The sequence below is a fragment of the Sanguibacter suarezii NBRC 16159 genome, from assembly GCF_001552735.1.
GTDB classification, from domain to species: domain Bacteria; phylum Actinomycetota; class Actinomycetes; order Actinomycetales; family Cellulomonadaceae; genus Sanguibacter; species Sanguibacter suarezii.
The window spans coordinates 397,224-414,323 of the sequence record NZ_BCRT01000010.1 but is presented as its reverse complement, the minus strand read 5'-3'; the positions used below and the strand labels follow the sequence as shown (position 1 = coordinate 414,323).

Sequence of the window (17,100 nt, the reverse complement as noted above, 5' to 3'; positions counted from 1 at the left end):
CAGAAGGAGAAACCTTTACGGAACCCTTGCGGCCCCAGGTCGTCGTCCATGTATCGACTTCTCCGAACCTGGTATAGCGTTCCCGGTTGTGCACTTCGTCATCATGGGATGTGGGCGCGTGGGAGCCACGCTGGCCCAGTCGCTCGAAAACTACGGCCACTCCGTCGCGGTCATCGACCAGAACCCCGAGGCCTTCCGCCGCCTGAGCCCCGACTTCGGCGGCAAGAAGGTCACGGGCCTCGGCTTCGACCGCGACACCCTCCACCAGGCAGGCATCGACGACACCTTCGGGTTCGCGGCCGTCTCGGACGGAGACAACTCCAACATCCTCGCTGCGCGCGTGGTCCGAGAGACGTACGGGATCGAGAACGTCGTCGCCCGGATCTACGACCCGCACCGCGCCGAGATCTACCAGCGCCTGGGCATCTCGACCGTGGCGACCGTGCGATGGACCGCGGACCAGGTGCTGCGCCGGATGCTGCCCATGGGCGCCACCGACGAGTACCGCGACCCCTCCGGTCAGATCAGGCTGTGCCAGGTCGACGTGCACGCGGGGTGGTACGGACGCTCGATCCGTAGCATCGAAGAAGCTGCCGGAGCGCGCGCGGCCTTCGTCACGCGTTACGGCGACGGGGTCGTGGCCCACACCGACATGGTGCTCCAGGAGAACGACATCCTGCACATGCTCGTGCACACCGACCGGTCCTCGGACATGGAACGGATCTTGACCCACGCCCCGAAGGTGGAGAGCTGATGCGCGTCGTCATCGCAGGTGCCGGATCGGTCGGACGCTCGATCGCCCGCGAGCTGCTCGTCTCCGACCACGAGGTCACCCTCATCGACCGTCAGCCGACGTCGATGCGCGTCGCCCAGGTCCCTGAGGCGGACTGGCTGCTCGCCGACGCCTGCGAGCTGTCAACCCTCACCGAGGCAAAGGTCGACGAGTGCGACGTCATCGTCGCCGCGACCGGCGACGACAAGGCCAACCTCGTCATCTCGCTGCTGGCCAAGACCGAGTTCGGGGTTCCCAGGACGGTCGCGCGGGTCAACAACCCGAAGAACGAGTGGATGTTCGACGAGTCCTGGGGGGTCGACGTCGCCGTCTCCACCCCGCGGATCATGACCGCGATGGTCGAGGAGGCCGTGGCGGTGGGCGACCTGGTGAAGATCTTCACCTTCCACCAGTCCGGTGCGGACATCCTGGAGATCACCCTGCCGGAGCACTCCCCGCTCACCGGCCTGCGGGTCGGCGAGGTCACCTGGCCCGAGGACACCGTCCTGGCCACCATCGTGCGGGGCGCTCAGCCCATCGCACCGAGCCCCGACGACACCCTCGAGGTCGGGGACGAGCTGCTCATCGTCACGGGACGTGATGCCCCGCAGGCTGAGCTGCATGCACTGCTGGTCGGCGCACCAGCACCCACGTCGCCCACAGCACCAGTCCCCACAGCGGGATCCCCATCACCAGTCGCGCCGTCCCCAGCCACCCCACCGACGAGTTGAGGTAGAGCGGCAGCTGGACCCCCAGCCGCAGCGCGAACATCGCGATCCACAGCCAGGTGGCGATCGTGTAGCGGCGCATGAGGACGCGGTCCTTGCGCCACGCGGTCGACCACAGCGACCCGGCCTGCGCCGTGTCCGTGGTCGCCTCGGTCGTGTCCGACGACGCGGCAGCCTCTGCCGACGACGGCGTCGACGGCGTCTGCGGGTCAGCGGCGGGGGCGCCGGCCGACAGGCCGAAGCCCGCCTTGAGCCCCTCCACGACGACGCCCACGACCGGCCAGCCGATGAGCACGGTCACCAGCAGCACAGCCAGGTACGCACCGTTGGTCCACAGCCCGTAGGCGAAGTAGTCGGTCGCGTCCCCGGACTTCCAGGCCCAGAACACACCGATGGCGACGCCGAGCAGCCCGCTGAACGCCTGGGTCACCGGGGTCCGCTGCACGAGACGGGCAGCCACTGCCAGCAGCGCCACCCCGAGGGAGGAGTACAGCGCCGGGGACAGCTCACGGGTGATGACGTAGACGACGACGAAGACCAGCCCGGGGAGCATGGCCTCGATCGCGCCACGCACCCCGCCGACGGAGTCGCTGAGCGAGAACTCCTGCGCGGTGAGGGCGCGCACGCCCGTGGACGGGCTCGGCTGCGCAGCGGGTGCCGCGGGATCGGTGGTCATCGTGCGCTCATTCTCCGGGGCGGACCCGCAGCTCGTACCGCGGGTTGAAGATCGTGGGGCGACCGTCGATCTGGCACAGCAGACCTTCGATGCGGGCCCGGCGTCCGGGCTCGATCCCGGCGATGCGCCGGCGCCCGAGCCAGACGAGGTCCACCGAGGCGCTGCCGTCGAAGAGCTCGGCCTCGAAGGCCTGCACTCCCTGGCGCGGACGCAGGATGACCGAGCGGATGACGCCGGACAACGCGACCTGCACCCTGTTGCCGGCTGTCGCGGCCGCGATGCAGCCGACCTGCGCGAGGGAGTCGGTGCGCTCCTCGTCGGCCGCGATCTCCTCCTGGGAGGCGAGCACGTGGCTGAGCGTCGACCGCAGGTTCATCAGCGGATCTCGGTGATCTCGGGGCCGCGGGTCAGAGGGTCGAAGTCGGGCGCGGCGTGCTTGGCAGGCGCCGCGCCGTCAGCGCCGTCAGCGGCCGGGGTGCCGTCATCCGTGGCCGCAGCGGCACCGGGGACCGCAGGGCTGGTGGGGAGGGTGAGCGCGAGCAGGTCGCGCGGAGGCCGGGCGTCGTCACCGCGCACGACGACGATCTTGCCGAAGAGCTCTTCGAGGGTGGCTGCTGCCTCGACGTCGACGGCGGCCTTCCCGCTGATCACGCCGCGCAGGAACCACCGCGGTCCGTCGTGACCGATGAACCGGGCGGGGCGGTGCCCGGTGCGACCGTCGGGGGTGCGGGCGGGCAGCCGGGCGAGGAGCTCGCGGCCGTAGGGGCCGGGGACGTCGTCGACGGACCCGCCCTGCTTGACGATCGACTCCGCGATCTCAGCACGGATCTCGTCCCAGATGCCCTCGGAGCGGGGCGCGGCGAAGGCCTGCACCTGCAGGGCCGAGCCGTCGACCGAGAGACCGACGCCGGTCACCCGGTTGGTCTTCTGGTCGACCTCCATCCGCAGCTCCATGCCGTTGATCCCCGGGATGCGCAGGGCGCCCAGGTCGATGCGCTGACCGAGCTCGGGGACCTCAGAGACGTCCCACGGGCCGACCGCACCGGCGGAGGCGTCTGCGCTGGTGGAGCTGGACGAAGCCGGCTCGGCCGGTGCGAGGTCCGAGCTGGACTCGCTGTCGGTCCCGGAGTCCTGCGTCGGTGCAGGGGTCTCTTTGGAACCGCGTCGGAACAGAGCCACTGGTTCGTCTCCTTCAGATCTGTGCTGGTAGGCGCAAGCATCGCCCTGTGAGCAGGACAACACTAAGGCGTCCGTGACCATCTCGAGACCAGACTAGGCCGCGGGCAGGGGGGCGGACTAGTTCTCCGCTACGGGTGAACGAGACCAACCACCGCTTGAACCGAAGCCACCCTCGCCCCGCGCGGAGCCAGGAAGCCGCTCGGCCTGGACGAACCGGGCCCGTGCCACCTGCTGCACGACGAGCTGGGCGATCCGGTCGCCCCGGGACAGCGTGATCGTCTCGGTGGGGTCGGAGTTGTACAGCGTGACGGCGATCTCGCCGCGGTAGCCGGCGTCGACGGTGCCCGGCGCGTTGACGATGGTCAGGCCGTGGCGGGCGGCGAGCCCGGACCGCGGGTGGACGAAGGCGGCGTAGCCGTCGGGCAGGGCGATGGCCACCCCGGTCGGGACGGTGGCGCGCTGCAGCGGCGCGAGGGTCACGTCGACGGTCGTCACGAGGTCCGCGCCGGCGTCGCCGGGGTGGGCGTAGGCGGGCATGGGGATGCCGTCGTCGAGCAGGGTGATGAGGATCTCTGGGGAGTGCGTGGTCACGGGGAGAAACTCTAGCCCGGCGCGGGCTGGGGGTCAGCGCCGCCTGGCAGAATGACAGATATGACTTCCGCTGCCTCGCGTCCTGGTCCTGATCGCCGTCCTGAACACCCCGTCGGTGCGCCGCGCGCCGGGGGGACGGTGTTCACCGAGCGGCTGCTGCCTGGCGTCGGTGGGTGGTTCGGTGTGGTGATCTTCGCGCTGGTGCTCGGTGTCGCGTTGAGCGTGGTCAATCTGCTCACCGCCGCGGTAGGCGCCGTGGTGGCTCTCGTGGTGGGCGTGGCGCTGGCGTGGTGGACCTCGCCGGTGGTTGCCGTGCGCGACGGCGAGCTGGTGGCGGGCAGCGCGCACATCCCGCTGGAGCTGCTCGGGGAGGTCACGGTGCTGGACCGTGACGGCGTGCACCAGGCGATGGGCACGCAGTGGGACCCGCGGGCCTTCGCGTGCCTGCGCACGTGGGCCGGGGGCGGGGTGCGGGTCGAGATCGTCGACCCGAGCGACCCCACGCCGTACTGGATCGTGTCCAGCCGGCGCGCCCACGACCTGGCGGCTGCTCTCACCCACCAGGGGTGAGGAGTCGGTCGCAGCCGCCGCGTCGTAGGCGACCGCGCGACCGTCAGACGATCGCGCGGGGTGATGCTGGGTGGTGCTGGGTGGTGCGTGGTCTGTGGAGCTGTGCTGCGGGTGGGAGTGCGAGCCTGAGGATCAGGCAGCGCACTCCGAGCAGATCTGCTTGCCGTCCTTCTCGACGGCCAGCTGGCTGCGGTGGTGGACCAGGAAGCAGCTCGAGCAGGTGAACTCGTCCGCCTGCCGCGGAAGCACTCGAACCGAGAGCTCTTCGCCGGAGAGGTCCGCTCCCGGGAGCTCGAAGCCCTCGGCAGCTTCCGTCTCGTCCTCGTCCACGACTCCGGAGCTCTTGTCAGAGCGACGCGCCTTGAGCTCTTCGAGGGAGTCCTCGCTGAGGTCTTCCTCTGTCTTGCGGGGGGCGTCGTAGTCGGTTGCCATGTGTGGGCTCACACTCCATTGCAGATGATTGGTGGGTGCCGAGGCGGCCTCTGAGGCCCTTCGGTGAGACGCAACTCAGTTGCTTACGCATGTAATGCTCGAGCCACTCCGGTTGTTCCCAGGTGGCGAAGGGATTGTGCAACATTTTTGGCCCGATCGCATATCTTCGGTCCTATGACGTTGGTCACCCGCGCCGGATTCGCGCCCTTACCCTCTGAAAGCGTCTTCGTCCCCAGTCCGCCCCCCTTGGTCGTTGTGTCTCAGGCACCCTGGTCAGCGCCGTGCTGCTCGAGCAGGGCCGCCAGCGCGGCGACCGACTCGCGCGGGCCGGCCACAGTCATCGTCGGGCTCGCTGCCATCCCGCGCAGCCCCGTCGCCACTCCCCCGGCCTCCTCGACGATGAGCGCGCCGGCCGCCATGTCCCAGGGGTTGAGACCGCGCTCGTAGACGAGGTCCAGCGTCCCCTCGGCGACCATGCACAGGTCCAGCGCCGCTGAACCGATCCGGCGGATGTCGCGGACCTGGGGCAGCACGTGCACGAGCACCTGGGCCTGGGCCGCGCGACGCTCGCTGGCGTAGCCGAAGCCCGTCCCGACCAGGCTCTGGGACAGCTCCTTGGCGGCGTTGACCGTGATCGGCTGTCCGTCGCGGGTCGCACCGCCCCCACGCGCGGCGGTCCAGGCGGACCCGCCGACGATCGCGACGACGGCCCCGGCGAGGGCCGTCCACTCGAGCGGGTCCGCCGTCCCGGCCACGACCGCGACGGACACGGCGTAGGCCGGGATGCCATAGAGGTAGTTGACCGTCCCGTCGATCGGGTCGATCACCCAGGTGAGCCCGCTGGTGCCGTCGACATGCCCGTCCTCCTCGCCCAGGATCGCGTCGTCGGGACGCTCGGCAAGGATGAGCTCGCGCAGCAGCGCCTCCGACGCGGCGTCCATCGCTGTCACGACGTCCACCGGAGAGGACTTGGTGGCCGCGACCGTCACCTCGTCGGGCCGGGTGCGCCGCACGAGGTCCGCCGCGGCCAGGGCGACGCGCTCGGCGAGGTCGCGCAACGCGGCCAGCGTCGCGGCGTCTGGCAGGGCGGGTGCGTCAGTGGGTGCGGGGGCACCGGGGTGGTCAGTCATGGGCCCATCTTGCCGCAATGCCGTGCGAACCGGCGGCTGAGCGAGCCCGGCAGGGGCGGCAGTGGTGATCTTCTGGTGCGGCGCACCGTGTCACGTGCGCCACGAGAGACCATCGAGATGGCACGCTGGCACACATGGTTGAGTTGAACGCTGGTGAACTACGGCTCGTCGGGCTGCACGACGACGGTGAGCACCTCGTGCTGGCGGGTCCGGGTGGGAAGAGCTTCCAGCTGCCCATCACCGACGCGCTGCGCGCTGCGGTGCGCGGGGACCGCCCGCGCCTGGAGCACCTGAAGTCTCAGAGCGCCGGGGCGCTGCCCCCTCGTGAGATCCAGGCGCGCGTGCGCGCCGGGAAGAGCGCTGAGGAGATCGCAGAGGAGTCTGGCATCACGGTCGCCCAGGTGCGCCGCTACGAAGGGCCCGTGCTCGCCGAGCGCGCGTTCATCGCCCAGCAGGCCGCCGCGACCCGGGTGGGCCGCGACAACAGCTCCCCGAGCCTGGGTGACCTCGTCACCGACCGTCTGGCCGCTCGTGGCGTGGACACCGAGACGCTGGAGTGGGACGCCGCGCGCCCGGACGGGCACGGCTGGATCGTCACGGTGACCTTCCTCGTGGGCGGCGCCGAGCGGATCGCCCGCTGGACCTTCGACGCACCGGCCCGCTCCTTGCACGCGCTCGAGGACGAGGCCCGCTGGCTGTCCGAGACCGAGATCGCCGACGAGCCGATCCCCCGCCGCCACCTCGCCTCGGTCCGCGCCTCCGTGTTCGACGTCGAGGCCGACGGCTCGATCCGCCCCGTGCTGGACGCCGTCGACTCTCGTTCGGAGTCTCGGCGCGACCTCGCCCCCGTGACGCCGGACCCGCGGGAGGCCGCGCTGGACCAGACCTCCGCGCTGCTGGACGACCTGCGCGGACGGCGCGGGGTCCGTCAGCAGATGGACATCGACGAGGAGAGCGGCTTCGAGGGCTTCGGCCCGCCGTCGACCTTCAACCTCGACACGCCCCCGGCGCGCGAGGACGACGTCCCCGGCGCGCACCCGGCGGGCGGCGACGACCGGGACGCACGGGTGTACTCCCTGCCCGCTCAGCCGGCGCTCCCTGCCGACGGCGCCACCACCGCGCCGGCGACCGGCGCGGGACCGCAGGCCCCAGACACGTCGGGGTCCTCCGAGCCGCAGAACCCGAACACGACCGACGCCACCACCGGCGCAGCAGACGCGAAGCCGGCCGAGCCAGCCGCCGAGGCTGCCCCGGCTGACGCCGACCCGGCCAAGCCCCGCTCGAGCCGCCGGGCCCGGTCCAAGGTGCCCAGCTGGGACGAGATCGTCTTCGGCGCCAAGCCTGAGTAGCCCACCGGCAAACCGGAACAGCTCACACGGATGGCGCATCCAAGGACGATTCCTGGGTGCGCCGTCGTTCGCTCAGGTCTGCCCCTCCGGCGTCCAGCCTTCGTCCCACTCCAGGCCGCCGTGCCAGACCACTGTGAACGTATCGCTCTGCATGAGAGCCGTCGCCCAGTCTTCGGCGTAGGAGTTGTACTCGGGACGTTCTCCGTCCGGGGCGAAGTAGAAGGTGTCCCACCCCTCGACTTCCGCCGGCCAGATCTCGATCCGATACCCCTTCAGCATCCCCCCGGTGGCCATCCCTACCAACGCAGGGAGATCCGATTCTGACGAGCGCGACGTCGGTGGGTCGTGCAGCGGGTCGACAGGCCCGGCCTCGGCCCTCCTGCGACTGAGTGCCTCAAAGACCAGCCATGCCACGGCGCCCAGCGCACCGGATGCGAAAGCCACCACGATCTTCGTGAGGTCCATGCCCGTCCACGAGCTCGCCGCAAACGTGTCTGGACCCAGGATCGCGACGATCGTCGCGATGCAGAAGAGCAGCGTGGCGACCCATGCCAGCGGACTCAATCGGAACAGCACCCGCGTGATCGACTCGGTCGCACGCCGTTTTCGATAGTCGACGAGGAGCACCACCAGATACATGACGAAGAAGAGGCATATCCAGGCGGTCACCGGCTGTCCAGGTCGCGATCAGGTCGTGAGCGTGAGGAACGGGATGCGCATCTCGCGCGGGGTGAGCGACCCGTGGACCCCGCGCAGGGTGAGCGACGCGGCGCTCTGGGTCCGGGAGTCGACGATGGTCCCGGCTCCGGTGGCAGCCACGATGACGTCACCGATGTACGCCTCGACGTGGTCGGCCACGGGTCCGAACCATCCAGCCTCGATCACCTCGTCCCGGGTGGCCACCAGGGCGCCGTCACCGAGGACGTCGCGCCAGCGGCTGGCCACCGCAGCGGCGCCGCTGGCCTTGCGGGAGTACACGTGCACGGCACGCGGCTCCCCCGCCACGACCTTGACGCCCTCACTCAGCCCGGGCACCGCAGCCACGTCCCAGCGGCGGGAGAAGTCGACGTCGATCATGCCGTGGTCCGCGGTGACCACAAGGCGGGTGCCGGGCGGCAGGATCCGCGCGAGCCGTGCGATCTCCCGGTCGGCGGCCTCGAGCTCGTCGCCCCACTGCCAGGACTGCGCGCCCTCGTGGTGCCCCACCTTGTCCACGTCACCCCAGTACAGGTAGACCAGACCGGGCTGGATGAGCTCGTATGCCGCGGCGTCCACCCGGTCCGCGAGGGACTCCGCGACCCAGTACCGGCCACCACGCAGCGCCGCACGGGTCATCCCGGACTGGGCGAACCGCGCCGGTCCCACCGTGGTCACCGCGACGCCAGCCGCAGTGATCTCCTCGAGCACGGTCGTCTCACGCTGGACCGCCTCGGGCTCCCCGAGGCCGGTCCAGGACACCATGTTGGCGATGACCCCGGTGTGGGGGTTGCGGACGGTGTAACCGAGCATCCCGGTGCGCCCAGGAGAGCTCCCCGTCCCGAAGATGCCCATGGACACCGCGGTCGTCGACGGGAAGCCGCACGTGAGGTGGGCGTCGTCGGAGAGCAGCGAACGCAGGAACGGCGCGTGGCCACTGCGCTCGGAGAGGTTCTCGAAGCCGAGGCCGTCCACCAGCACGACGCACACGCGCTCCGCCGGGGCGAGGCCCAGCGCCTGCTGGGCGGCCTCGTTGCGTCCGGCCTCGTCGAGGACACCGAGGCTGGCCGCGACGCCGGGCAGCACCGAGGACAGGCTGCGTCCGGTGGTGTCGGGGATCAGGAAGCCGAGACGCTGGGCGCTCTCGCTCAGCTGCGTGGTGGTCGGTGTGGTCACCGCACCGCGCCCCGGGCGGCGTGCCCGGTCGCGGCCGAGAGCGCCTTGGCGAAGGCGACGGCGGACCGGACGGCTTCCTGCCCCTCGGCCTGGGCGCTGATCCGCACCAGGACGTCGTCGTTGGCGAGGGAGCCGGTCAGGCCGTGGTCGGCCTCGCACTGCGGGTCGGGGCACTGAGCTGGCTCGAGGTCGATGCGGGAGACCGCGCCCCAGCCGACGGCGAGGGTGAGCTCGGCGGGAGGCGCGCCAGGGACGTGGTTCTCGGGAGAGTTCACCATGTGCGTGAGCACCACGGACTTCACCTGGGCGAGCGGGACGGCCTCGGTGGTCGCCGCGGCGCTGGACTGGACCGCGGTGGGCTCGTCTCCCTCGTGCGCACCGGAGTGCTCCTCGGAGTGGTCGTCGACGTGGGCCAGCACGAGCCGGGAGGCGGTGAGCACGAGCACGGTGACGTGGCGGCGCACCTCGGACGTGGTGAACGTCGTCTCGACGTGGACGAGATGCCCCTCGACGGGCTCGTCCGCGAGCGCGACGTCGAGGACATCGGCGACGAGGTCAGGGTAGTAGCCCGCGCGGTTGAGCTGGCGGTGCAGGTCGGTACGGAGGTCAGGGCTGGTCGAAGACACGTACCCATAGTAAGCGCCGCCGTCGGCGCGGGGGCCGCGCCCACAGGGCGCGGCGTGCGGACGCGCCGCCGTCACCCTGGCTCAGTCGGGCAGCGCCCGGCGCAGACCGTCCTTGCGGTTGGCCGCCCCCACCGTGATCCGGGCGCTGAGCACCGCGGCGCCGTGCTCGGCGACCACGACCGGGTAGAGCTCGAGGGACTGCACCTCGGGGTGGTCGTCGGCCAGCTCGCAGACCCGTCCGATGAGGTCCTCGATCGCGCCGGCGTCGGCCTCGGGCAGGCCCTTGTAGCCGAAGAGACGCGGCGCGGCGCGGATGGACCGGACCATCTGCGCCACGTCCGTCGTGGTGAGCGGCGGGACCCCGTAGCTGACGTCGCCCAGCAGGTCGGTGGCGTCCCCGGACAGCCCGAAGGACACGACCGGGCCGTAGAGCACGTCCTCGGTCGAGCGCACCACGCACGCGACCCCGCTGGGGGCCATCCGCTGCACCTCGAAGGGCGCCGTGGCGTCCCCGGTACGCGCGGGCGGCAGGTGCTCGGCGAGCGTCTGGTGCATCTGCTCGTAGTCGGCGCGCAGCTCGTCCGCGTCGGCGATGTTCAGGCGTACCCCGCCCAGGTCCGCCCGGTGGCGCAACGACTCCGCGGTGCTCTTGAGCGCGACCGGCCAGCCCAGCTCGGTGGCGGCGGCGACCGCCTCGTCCACGTCGTAGACACGGATCGAGCGCCACAGGTCGATGCCGTAGCAGCGCAGCAGCGCCCGGACCTCCTCGGGGGTGAGGTCGCTGCGGTGGGACTCCGCCACGTGCCCCTCGATGATCCGCCGTGCGCCGGCGACGTCCACGTCCGGGTAGACGAGGGCCTCGCCGTGGTCCCGGCCGCGCCAGGCCGCATACCGCACGACGGCGCCCAGCGCCTGGACGGCGTCGTCGGGGGTGGAGTAGGCCGGGACGGTGACGTCGGTGCCGTCCGGTCCGGGAGCGGTGAGCTGGGGCACCAGGCCGTGCAGGCCCAGGATGGAGGCCACGGTGGGGCGCCCGGTACGGGCGGCAGCCCGGGCGACCGCCGCGCAGAACCGGTCGTCGTGGCGCCCCAGCACGGGCACGTGCACCGCGACGACGACGTCGCAGGCACCCTCGGCGTAGACGGCGTCGACGGCGTCGAGCACCTCGGCGTCGCTCGCGCCGTCCTGGATGATGCCGGTCCGGCCGGTGACCACGAGCCCAGCCGAGCCGGCCGCCTCGGCGACCACCGCGGCCAGCGGGGCCGAGCTGGCCACGATCGCGACCCGCCGGCCCTGCGGCAGCCCCTGGTGGGCGAGCAGCTGGACGATGTCGATCATCTCGTGGGTGTTCTCGGCGCGGATCACCCCGGACTGCCGGAACATCTCCTCCAGGGTGCGGCGCGGTGCGCGGGTGGTACGCACCGTGTGCCCGGGCGGCACGATGTGCCCGGACCGGCCGGCGGTGACCACCACGACCGGCTTGACCATGCCGAGGCGGCGGGCGATCCGGGAGAACTTACGAGGGTTGCCGATGGACTCTAGGTACAGCCCCACCACGTCGGTGGACTCGTCGTCCTGCCAGAACTGCATGAGGTCGTTGCCCGAGACGTCGGCGCGGTTGCCCGCAGACAGGAAGGTCGACATCCCCAGCCCGCGGCGCGCCACGGTGGCCAGCACCGTCACGGCCATCGGCGCGGACTGGCAGAACAGCCCGACCCGGCCCGGCGGGGGCAGGTGCGGGGCGAGGGAGGCGTTGAACGTCGCCTCGGTGCCCTGGGCGAACAGCCCGTAGGACCCCGGGCCGACGACGCGCATGCCGGCGGCGTGCGCCGAGCGCACCACCTCCCGCTGCAGCGCGAGGCCGTCCTCCCCGGTCTCGGCGTAGCCGGGGCCGGTCACCACGACGCCACGCACGGACAACCGCGCGAGGTCCCGCACGACGCCGGCGGCCTCGGAGGCGGGGACGGTCAGCACCGCGAGGTCCGCGGCGCCGGGCACGGCGTCGAGGGAGTCGACGTAGGTGACAGGGCGGGCAGGTCGGGCAGGGCGGGCAGGGTACGCAGCGACGTCTGCGTCGGGGATGCTCGGGGCGGCCCGCCCGACGACGGTCAGGGCGACCGGCTCGCTGTCCTGCGTGGCGGGGACGGCGTTGAGCAGCGACTCGATCACGCGGTCGGCGAGCTGAGAGTGATAAGTGTCCGCCTCGGCGGAGGTGACCACGACCACCGAGCGCGGGGTGAACAGACCGCGCATGCTCCGCGCCTCGGCGCGGTGCTCGCGGTCGGCCATCACCTGACGAGAGCGCTCGGTGGGGTCGAGGTCGATGCTCACGGTCACGATGCCGTCGTCGACGTGCTGGGACGTCTTGTACCCGGCCTCGCGGAACACCGTGAGCATCTTGCCGTTCTGCGGGAGCACCTCGGCGGTGAACCGGCGCACCCCCACCTCACGGGCGGCGGCGGCGAGGTGCTCGAGGAGCACCGACCCCAGCCCGCGTCCCTGGTGGGTGTCGGAGATGTTGAAGGCGACCTCCGCCTCGCCGGGGCCGATCCGGTCGAACCGTCCGACTCCGATGATCTCCTCGTGGGGACCGTCCCCCTCCTCCCTGGTCGCCGTGACCACGGCGACCAGCGCGACCCGGTCGTGGTGGTCTACGACGGTGAAGCGGGTGAGGTCCCGAGCGGAGAGTCGCTCCATCGCGGCGAAGAACCGCATGTACGTGGACCGCTCGGACTGGCGGACGTGGAAGCGTTGCAGGGCCTCACGGTCGCCCACCTGGATCGGGCGCAGCCGGGCGGTCGTGCCGTCGCGCAGGACGACGTCGGCCTCCCACTCGCGGGGATACGTACGGCCTGGCGCCGGTCGGCTCGCTGGGGCATCCGCTGCGCTGGTCACCCGTACAGGCTATGACCTCCGGCAGCCACCGGAGACGGGGCACACCGTCAACCGTGGGAATATGTACACTGCCCGCCCACCGACACCAAGGAGCCGATCCCGATGGCACGCAAGTCGACCGCCGCCGGTCCCACGACGGATCCGTCGGACTTCACCGAGAAGATCGTCGACATCGACGTCTCGGCGGAGATGGAAGGCTCCTTCCTCGAGTACGCCTACTCGGTCATCTACGCGCGCGCGCTGCCGGACGCCCGGGACGGCCTCAAGCCGGTCCACCGCCGCATCCTCTACCAGATGTCAGACATGGGCCTGCGGCCCGACCGCGCGCACGTGAAGTCCGCGCGCGTCGTCGGCGAGGTCATGGGCAAGCTGCACCCCCACGGTGACACGGCGATCTACGACACCCTCGTGCGCATGGCCCAGCCTTTCTCGCTGCGCCTGCCGATGATCGACGGGCACGGCAACTTCGGCTCGCTCGACGACGGCCCGGCCGCCCCCCGGTACACCGAGGCCCGCCTCGCTCCCGCGGCCCTGGCCATGACGGCCGGCCTGGACGAGGACGTCGTCGACTTCGTCCCGAACTACGACAACAAGCTGACCCAGCCTGAGGTGCTGCCCGCCGCGATCCCCAACCTGCTGGTCAACGGCGCGTCCGGGATCGCCGTCGGGATGGCAACCAACCTCGCACCGCACAACCTCATCGAGGTCATCGCCGCCGCCCGCCACCTCGTGGCCAACCCCGCGGCGGACCTGGAAGACCTCATGCGCTTCGTGCCGGGGCCCGACCTGCCCACCGGCGGCAAGATCATCGGCCTGGAGGGCATCCGCGACGCCTACCGCACCGGCCGCGGCTCCTTCCGCACCCGGGCGACCACGCGGATCGAGAACGTCACGCCCAAGCGCAAGGGCATCATCGTCACCGAGCTGCCGTACCTGGTGGGCCCGGAGAAGGTCATCGAGAAGATCAAGGAGGGCGTCCAGAACAAGAAGCTCTCCGGGATCACGGCGGTCACCGACCTCACCGACCGCACCCACGGCCTGCGCCTGGTCATCGAGATCAAGACCGGTTTCAACCCCGAGGCCGTCCTCGAGCAGCTCTTCCGCTACACGCCGATGGAGGACTCCTTCGGCATGAACAACGTCGCCCTCGTCGATGGCCAGCCGCGCACGATGGGCCTGCGCGAGATGCTCTCGGTGTGGGTGGACCACCGCCTGGACGTCGTGCGCAGGCGCTGCGAGCACCGCCTGGCCAAGCGCCAGGAACGCCTGCACCTGGTGGAGGGTCTGCTGCTGGCCATCGTCGACATCGACGAGGTCATCCAGGTGATCCGCACCTCCGACGACTCCGAGACCGCGCGCACCCGCCTGCGCAGCGTCTTCGACCTGAGCGAGGCGCAGGCGGAGTACATCCTCGAGCTGCGGCTGCGCCGTCTGACGAAGTTCTCCCAGATCGACCTGGAGAAGGAGCAGGCCGCCCTCGTCGAGGAGATCGAGGAGCTGCTCGCCATCCTCGCCTCCGACGCCCGCCTGCGCAGCGTCGTCAGCCAGGAGATGGCCGACGTCGCACGGGTCTACGGCACGCCGCGACGCACCATCCTGCTCGACTCCGCCGGGGCCGGGGTGACCGGCGCGCCCGGGCCCACCTCCGCCCGCGGGTCCGCGGTGCCGCTCGAGGTCGAGGACACCCCGTGCTGGGTGATGCTGTCCGCGACCGGGCTGCTGGCCCGCACGGCGAGCGACGAGCCGATCGTGCGCGACGACCACCGCCACGCCCACGACGTGCTGCGCTCGGTCGTCCCCGCCTCCGCGCGCGCCGAGATCGGGGCGCTGACCTCACGCGGGCGGATCGTGCGGATCTCTGTGCTGGACCTCCCGGCTCTGCCGCCCACCCAGGGCGCGCCGAGCCTGTCCGGCGGGGTTCCCACGGCCGAGGTCACCGCGCTCGATCCCGGCGAGACGATCATCTCCTTGGTCTCCCTGGCTGAGGACGCGCCTCCGCTGGCCCTGGGCACCGCTGCTGGCGTGGTCAAGCGTGTTGCCCGCGGCGACGTGCCGGCCAAGGACAGCTGGGAGGTCATCGCGCTCAAGGACGGCGACACCGTCGTGGGCGCCGCCCCCGCGCCCGACGACGCCGAGCTCGTCTTCATCACCTCCGAGGCGGCGCTGCTGCGCTTCCCCGCCTCGGCCGTGCGCCCGCAGGGTCGCACCGCCGGCGGCATGGCCGGGATCAAGCTGGGCCCGGACCAGCAGGTGGTCTTCTTCGGCGTCGTCACCCCGGGCGACGACGAGCAGGCGGTGGTGACTGTCGCCGGTTCGCGTGACGCGCTCCCCGGCACCCAGACCGGCGCCATCAAGGTCACCCCCTTCGAGGTGTACCCGGCCAAGGGACGCGCGACCGGCGGGGTCCGAGCGCACCGCTTCCTCAAGGGCGAGGACACCCTCATCCTCGCCTGGGTGGGCACCGCTCCCCCGCACGCGACCGGGTCTGCCGGGCAGCCGGTGTCCCTGCCCGAGCCGGACCCGCGCCGCGACGGGTCCGGAGTGGCGCTCAACGCACCGGTGCACGCGGTGGGATAAGGCGGTCAGATCAGGCCGGTGTGGGCAGGAATGCCCTATGCTCGCGTCGCGTGACGACACGCGCTGCGGCTGACGGTACGAACTTCGCTGCTCTCACCGTGGTCAACCTCGCAGTCGCCGCGTTCGTCCTCGCCTCGGGCCTGTGGGTGCCCGAGCTCATCATGATGTCGATCATGATGTCGTGCGGCGTCGCGCTGGCGCTGACCGTGCCCCTCGCGCTGGCCCGGCGCCAAGGTGCCGGTCACCACGACGCTCGCCTCACCGTCGTCCAGTGGACGTTGTTCTGCGCGACCTGGGCGGGCCTCGTCCTGATGAGCGGTGCGTCCGCAACGGCATGGGCAGCCCGGATGGCGGTGCCGATCTCTGTCGACCTGAGCACTCCGCCCCGCGACGACTGGTGGACCGAGCCCCTCGCCGCCCTCTCGACGACCTCCGCCGCGATCGCCGGAATCGCCTGGCTGGCGCTCGTCGTCGACCTGTCGACGCGCCTGCGGGGACGTCGCTCCGGCCGTGATCGCCCGGCGGCCGACGTGCGAGTCCCCTGGCATCACCGCTGGGCAAACCTCGTCTTCGCGCTCATGGTCCCGGTGAACCTCGCGATGAGCGTCTGGGTCGTCTCCCGTCCGCTCTTCGGTGAGACCGGGGACCTCGGACAGGTCGTCGGTGCCATGACGATGGTGCCGGTGCTGATCGGCCTGCTGTTCGTCAGCACGATTCAGGCTGTGCGCGCCGTGCCGTGGGAGCGCGGCCCACTGCTCGCCCCCGCGCAGGCATGGCTGCACGTCGTCCTGTGGGCGAGCCTGGGCACCGTGGGGGCAGGATGGACCGTGACCACTGATCTCGGTCCGGGGCCGCTGTCCGGGCCTGCGGCGTCTTCGGCGTTCCTCACGCTCTTTCCCGGTGCCGTCGACGCCTCGCAGGCGCTTGTCTGGGGCGGGGTCACCGGGTCCGTCGCCGCCTATACGCTCCTGCTGGTCTCGCTGCGCAAGCGGCGCCTGGCCTCGTCGCGCGAGCGGCGCGCCACGATCCGTGCGGGTCGCTGGTCCAAGGCGAGGACGTCCTAGGGGGCACGTTCAGCCGCGCAACCGCTCAGTCGAGCATGGACGTGGCAGCCTCGCACGGGTCGACCTCGGGGGCGACGTCCCGCACGCCACAGGCGACGGTCTGGAGCAGGTCGCGGAACACCGCGCGCTGAGCGGGAGGGAGTGCGCCGAGGAGGTCGTCCTCGGCGTCGAGCACGCGGCGCTGGAGCTCGGCGAGGGTGCTGCGCCCGGCCTCGGTCGCCACGACCCGGCGGGCCCGGCGGTCCGCGGGGTTCTGCTGGCGTTCCACCAGACCCGAGGCGACGAGGTCGTCGATGACGTACGTCATGACGGTGCGGTCGATCCCCAGGTGGGCTGCGAGCGCGAGCTGGTTGGGGTGGTCCCCGGCGACGACGGCGACCAGCACCTGGTAACCACGGGTGCCGTGCGGGAGCTCCCCCAGGAGCGGTCCGAGCGTGGCCTGGTAGGCGCGCATGAGCATCACGAGGTGTCGACCGAAGTCGTCCTCGACGGCCGCGGCGCTGGCGGTGGTGTCGGTTGCACCCGGCACGACCTGTCGGGTTGTCGCTTGCTCCATGGTGGGAACTCTAGCGACAGACACGTGGTTGCACAACCGATCTGACCTACATATGATCTGTCGAACAACACATCTGCGCCGCG

General features: G+C 71.4%; 16 protein-coding genes and 1 pseudogene. 6 read left to right on the top strand and 11 right to left on the bottom strand.

Annotated elements, in window-relative coordinates; all coding sequences use genetic code 11:
- Window positions 1-103: 103 nt before the first annotated feature.
- Complete coding sequence (locus SS2_RS06495) at window positions 104-754, top strand: potassium channel family protein (protein ID WP_066462484.1); 651 nt, start codon at window positions 104-106, stop codon at window positions 752-754.
- A complete protein-coding gene (locus SS2_RS16960) occupies window positions 754-1,503 on the top strand; it encodes an NAD-binding protein (protein ID WP_083941854.1) in 750 nt (249 codons plus the stop codon). Before SS2_RS06495 ends, SS2_RS16960 begins: the two co-directional genes overlap by 1 nt.
- On the opposite strand, the pseudogene SS2_RS06490 reads toward SS2_RS16960, so the two are convergent.
- From SS2_RS06490 to dut, 4 genes and pseudogenes are all read right to left on the bottom strand, one after another.
- A pseudogene (locus SS2_RS06490) lies at window positions 1,460-2,053 on the bottom strand (DUF3159 domain-containing protein); the annotation flags it as partial. The gene SS2_RS16960 and the pseudogene SS2_RS06490 overlap by 44 nt on opposite strands.
- Window positions 2,054-2,183: 130 nt before the next feature.
- Entirely contained in the window at window positions 2,184-2,552 is a 369-nt protein-coding gene (locus SS2_RS06485) for an OB-fold nucleic acid binding domain-containing protein (RefSeq protein WP_066462200.1), read from the bottom strand.
- Window positions 2,552-3,355: a DUF3710 domain-containing protein gene (locus tag SS2_RS06480; RefSeq protein ID WP_066462198.1), complete on the bottom strand. Its 804-nt coding sequence runs from the start codon at window positions 3,353-3,355 to the stop codon at window positions 2,552-2,554. Before SS2_RS06480 ends, SS2_RS06485 begins: the two co-directional genes overlap by 1 nt.
- Before the next feature lie 117 nt (window positions 3,356-3,472).
- Window positions 3,473-3,946 (bottom strand): dUTP diphosphatase, encoded by a 474-nt coding sequence (gene dut, locus SS2_RS06475; protein WP_066462196.1) that lies wholly within the window; start codon window positions 3,944-3,946, stop codon window positions 3,473-3,475.
- 60 nt (window positions 3,947-4,006) lie between these two features.
- Between dut and SS2_RS06470 the strand changes: the two genes are divergently transcribed.
- A complete protein-coding gene (locus SS2_RS06470; RefSeq protein WP_083941852.1) occupies window positions 4,007-4,516 on the top strand; it encodes a DUF3093 domain-containing protein in 510 nt (169 codons plus the stop codon).
- Window positions 4,517-4,648: 132 nt separating this feature from the next.
- Here the strand turns inward: SS2_RS06470 and SS2_RS06465 are convergent, their stop codons facing one another.
- Both SS2_RS06465 and SS2_RS06460 read right to left on the bottom strand, forming a co-directional pair.
- Window positions 4,649-4,948 (bottom strand): DUF4193 domain-containing protein, encoded by a 300-nt coding sequence (locus SS2_RS06465; RefSeq protein WP_066462189.1) that lies wholly within the window; start codon window positions 4,946-4,948, stop codon window positions 4,649-4,651.
- Window positions 4,949-5,208: 260 nt separating this feature from the next.
- On the bottom strand, window positions 5,209-6,078 hold the full coding sequence (locus tag SS2_RS06460) for an inositol monophosphatase family protein (RefSeq protein ID WP_066462187.1): 870 nt from the start codon (window positions 6,076-6,078) through the stop codon (window positions 5,209-5,211).
- 134 nt (window positions 6,079-6,212) lie between these two features.
- Here SS2_RS06460 and sepH point away from each other — a divergent pair, with 134 nt between their 5' ends.
- Window positions 6,213-7,427, top strand: a complete 1,215-nt coding sequence (gene sepH, locus SS2_RS06455) for a septation protein SepH (protein WP_066462184.1) — start codon at window positions 6,213-6,215, stop codon at window positions 7,425-7,427.
- Between the two features lie 72 nt (window positions 7,428-7,499).
- Here sepH and SS2_RS06450 read toward each other — a convergent pair whose 3' ends face one another.
- The 4 genes from SS2_RS06450 to SS2_RS06435 form a co-directional block, all read right to left on the bottom strand.
- Entirely contained in the window at window positions 7,500-8,096 is a 597-nt protein-coding gene (locus tag SS2_RS06450) for a hypothetical protein (RefSeq protein WP_066462183.1), read from the bottom strand.
- 18 nt (window positions 8,097-8,114) lie between these two features.
- Entirely contained in the window at window positions 8,115-9,299 is a 1,185-nt protein-coding gene (locus SS2_RS06445; RefSeq protein WP_083941850.1) for an alkaline phosphatase family protein, read from the bottom strand.
- Window positions 9,296-9,925: a DUF5998 family protein gene (locus SS2_RS06440; protein ID WP_066462182.1), complete on the bottom strand. Its 630-nt coding sequence runs from the start codon at window positions 9,923-9,925 to the stop codon at window positions 9,296-9,298. Before SS2_RS06440 ends, SS2_RS06445 begins: the two co-directional genes overlap by 4 nt.
- 81 nt (window positions 9,926-10,006) lie before the next feature.
- On the bottom strand, window positions 10,007-12,820 hold the full coding sequence (locus SS2_RS06435) for a bifunctional acetate--CoA ligase family protein/GNAT family N-acetyltransferase (protein WP_066462180.1): 2,814 nt from the start codon (window positions 12,818-12,820) through the stop codon (window positions 10,007-10,009).
- A gap of 102 nt (window positions 12,821-12,922) precedes the next feature.
- Between SS2_RS06435 and SS2_RS06430 the strand changes: the two genes are divergently transcribed.
- A complete protein-coding gene (locus SS2_RS06430; RefSeq protein WP_066462178.1) occupies window positions 12,923-15,397 on the top strand; it encodes a DNA gyrase/topoisomerase IV subunit A in 2,475 nt (824 codons plus the stop codon).
- Window positions 15,398-15,447: 50 nt separating this feature from the next.
- Complete coding sequence (locus tag SS2_RS06425) at window positions 15,448-16,461, top strand: hypothetical protein (protein WP_066462176.1); 1,014 nt, start codon at window positions 15,448-15,450, stop codon at window positions 16,459-16,461.
- Between the two features lie 25 nt (window positions 16,462-16,486).
- Here the strand turns inward: SS2_RS06425 and SS2_RS06420 are convergent, their stop codons facing one another.
- A complete protein-coding gene (locus SS2_RS06420) occupies window positions 16,487-17,017 on the bottom strand; it encodes a MarR family winged helix-turn-helix transcriptional regulator (RefSeq protein ID WP_083941848.1) in 531 nt (176 codons plus the stop codon).
- Window positions 17,018-17,100 lie beyond the last annotated feature (83 nt).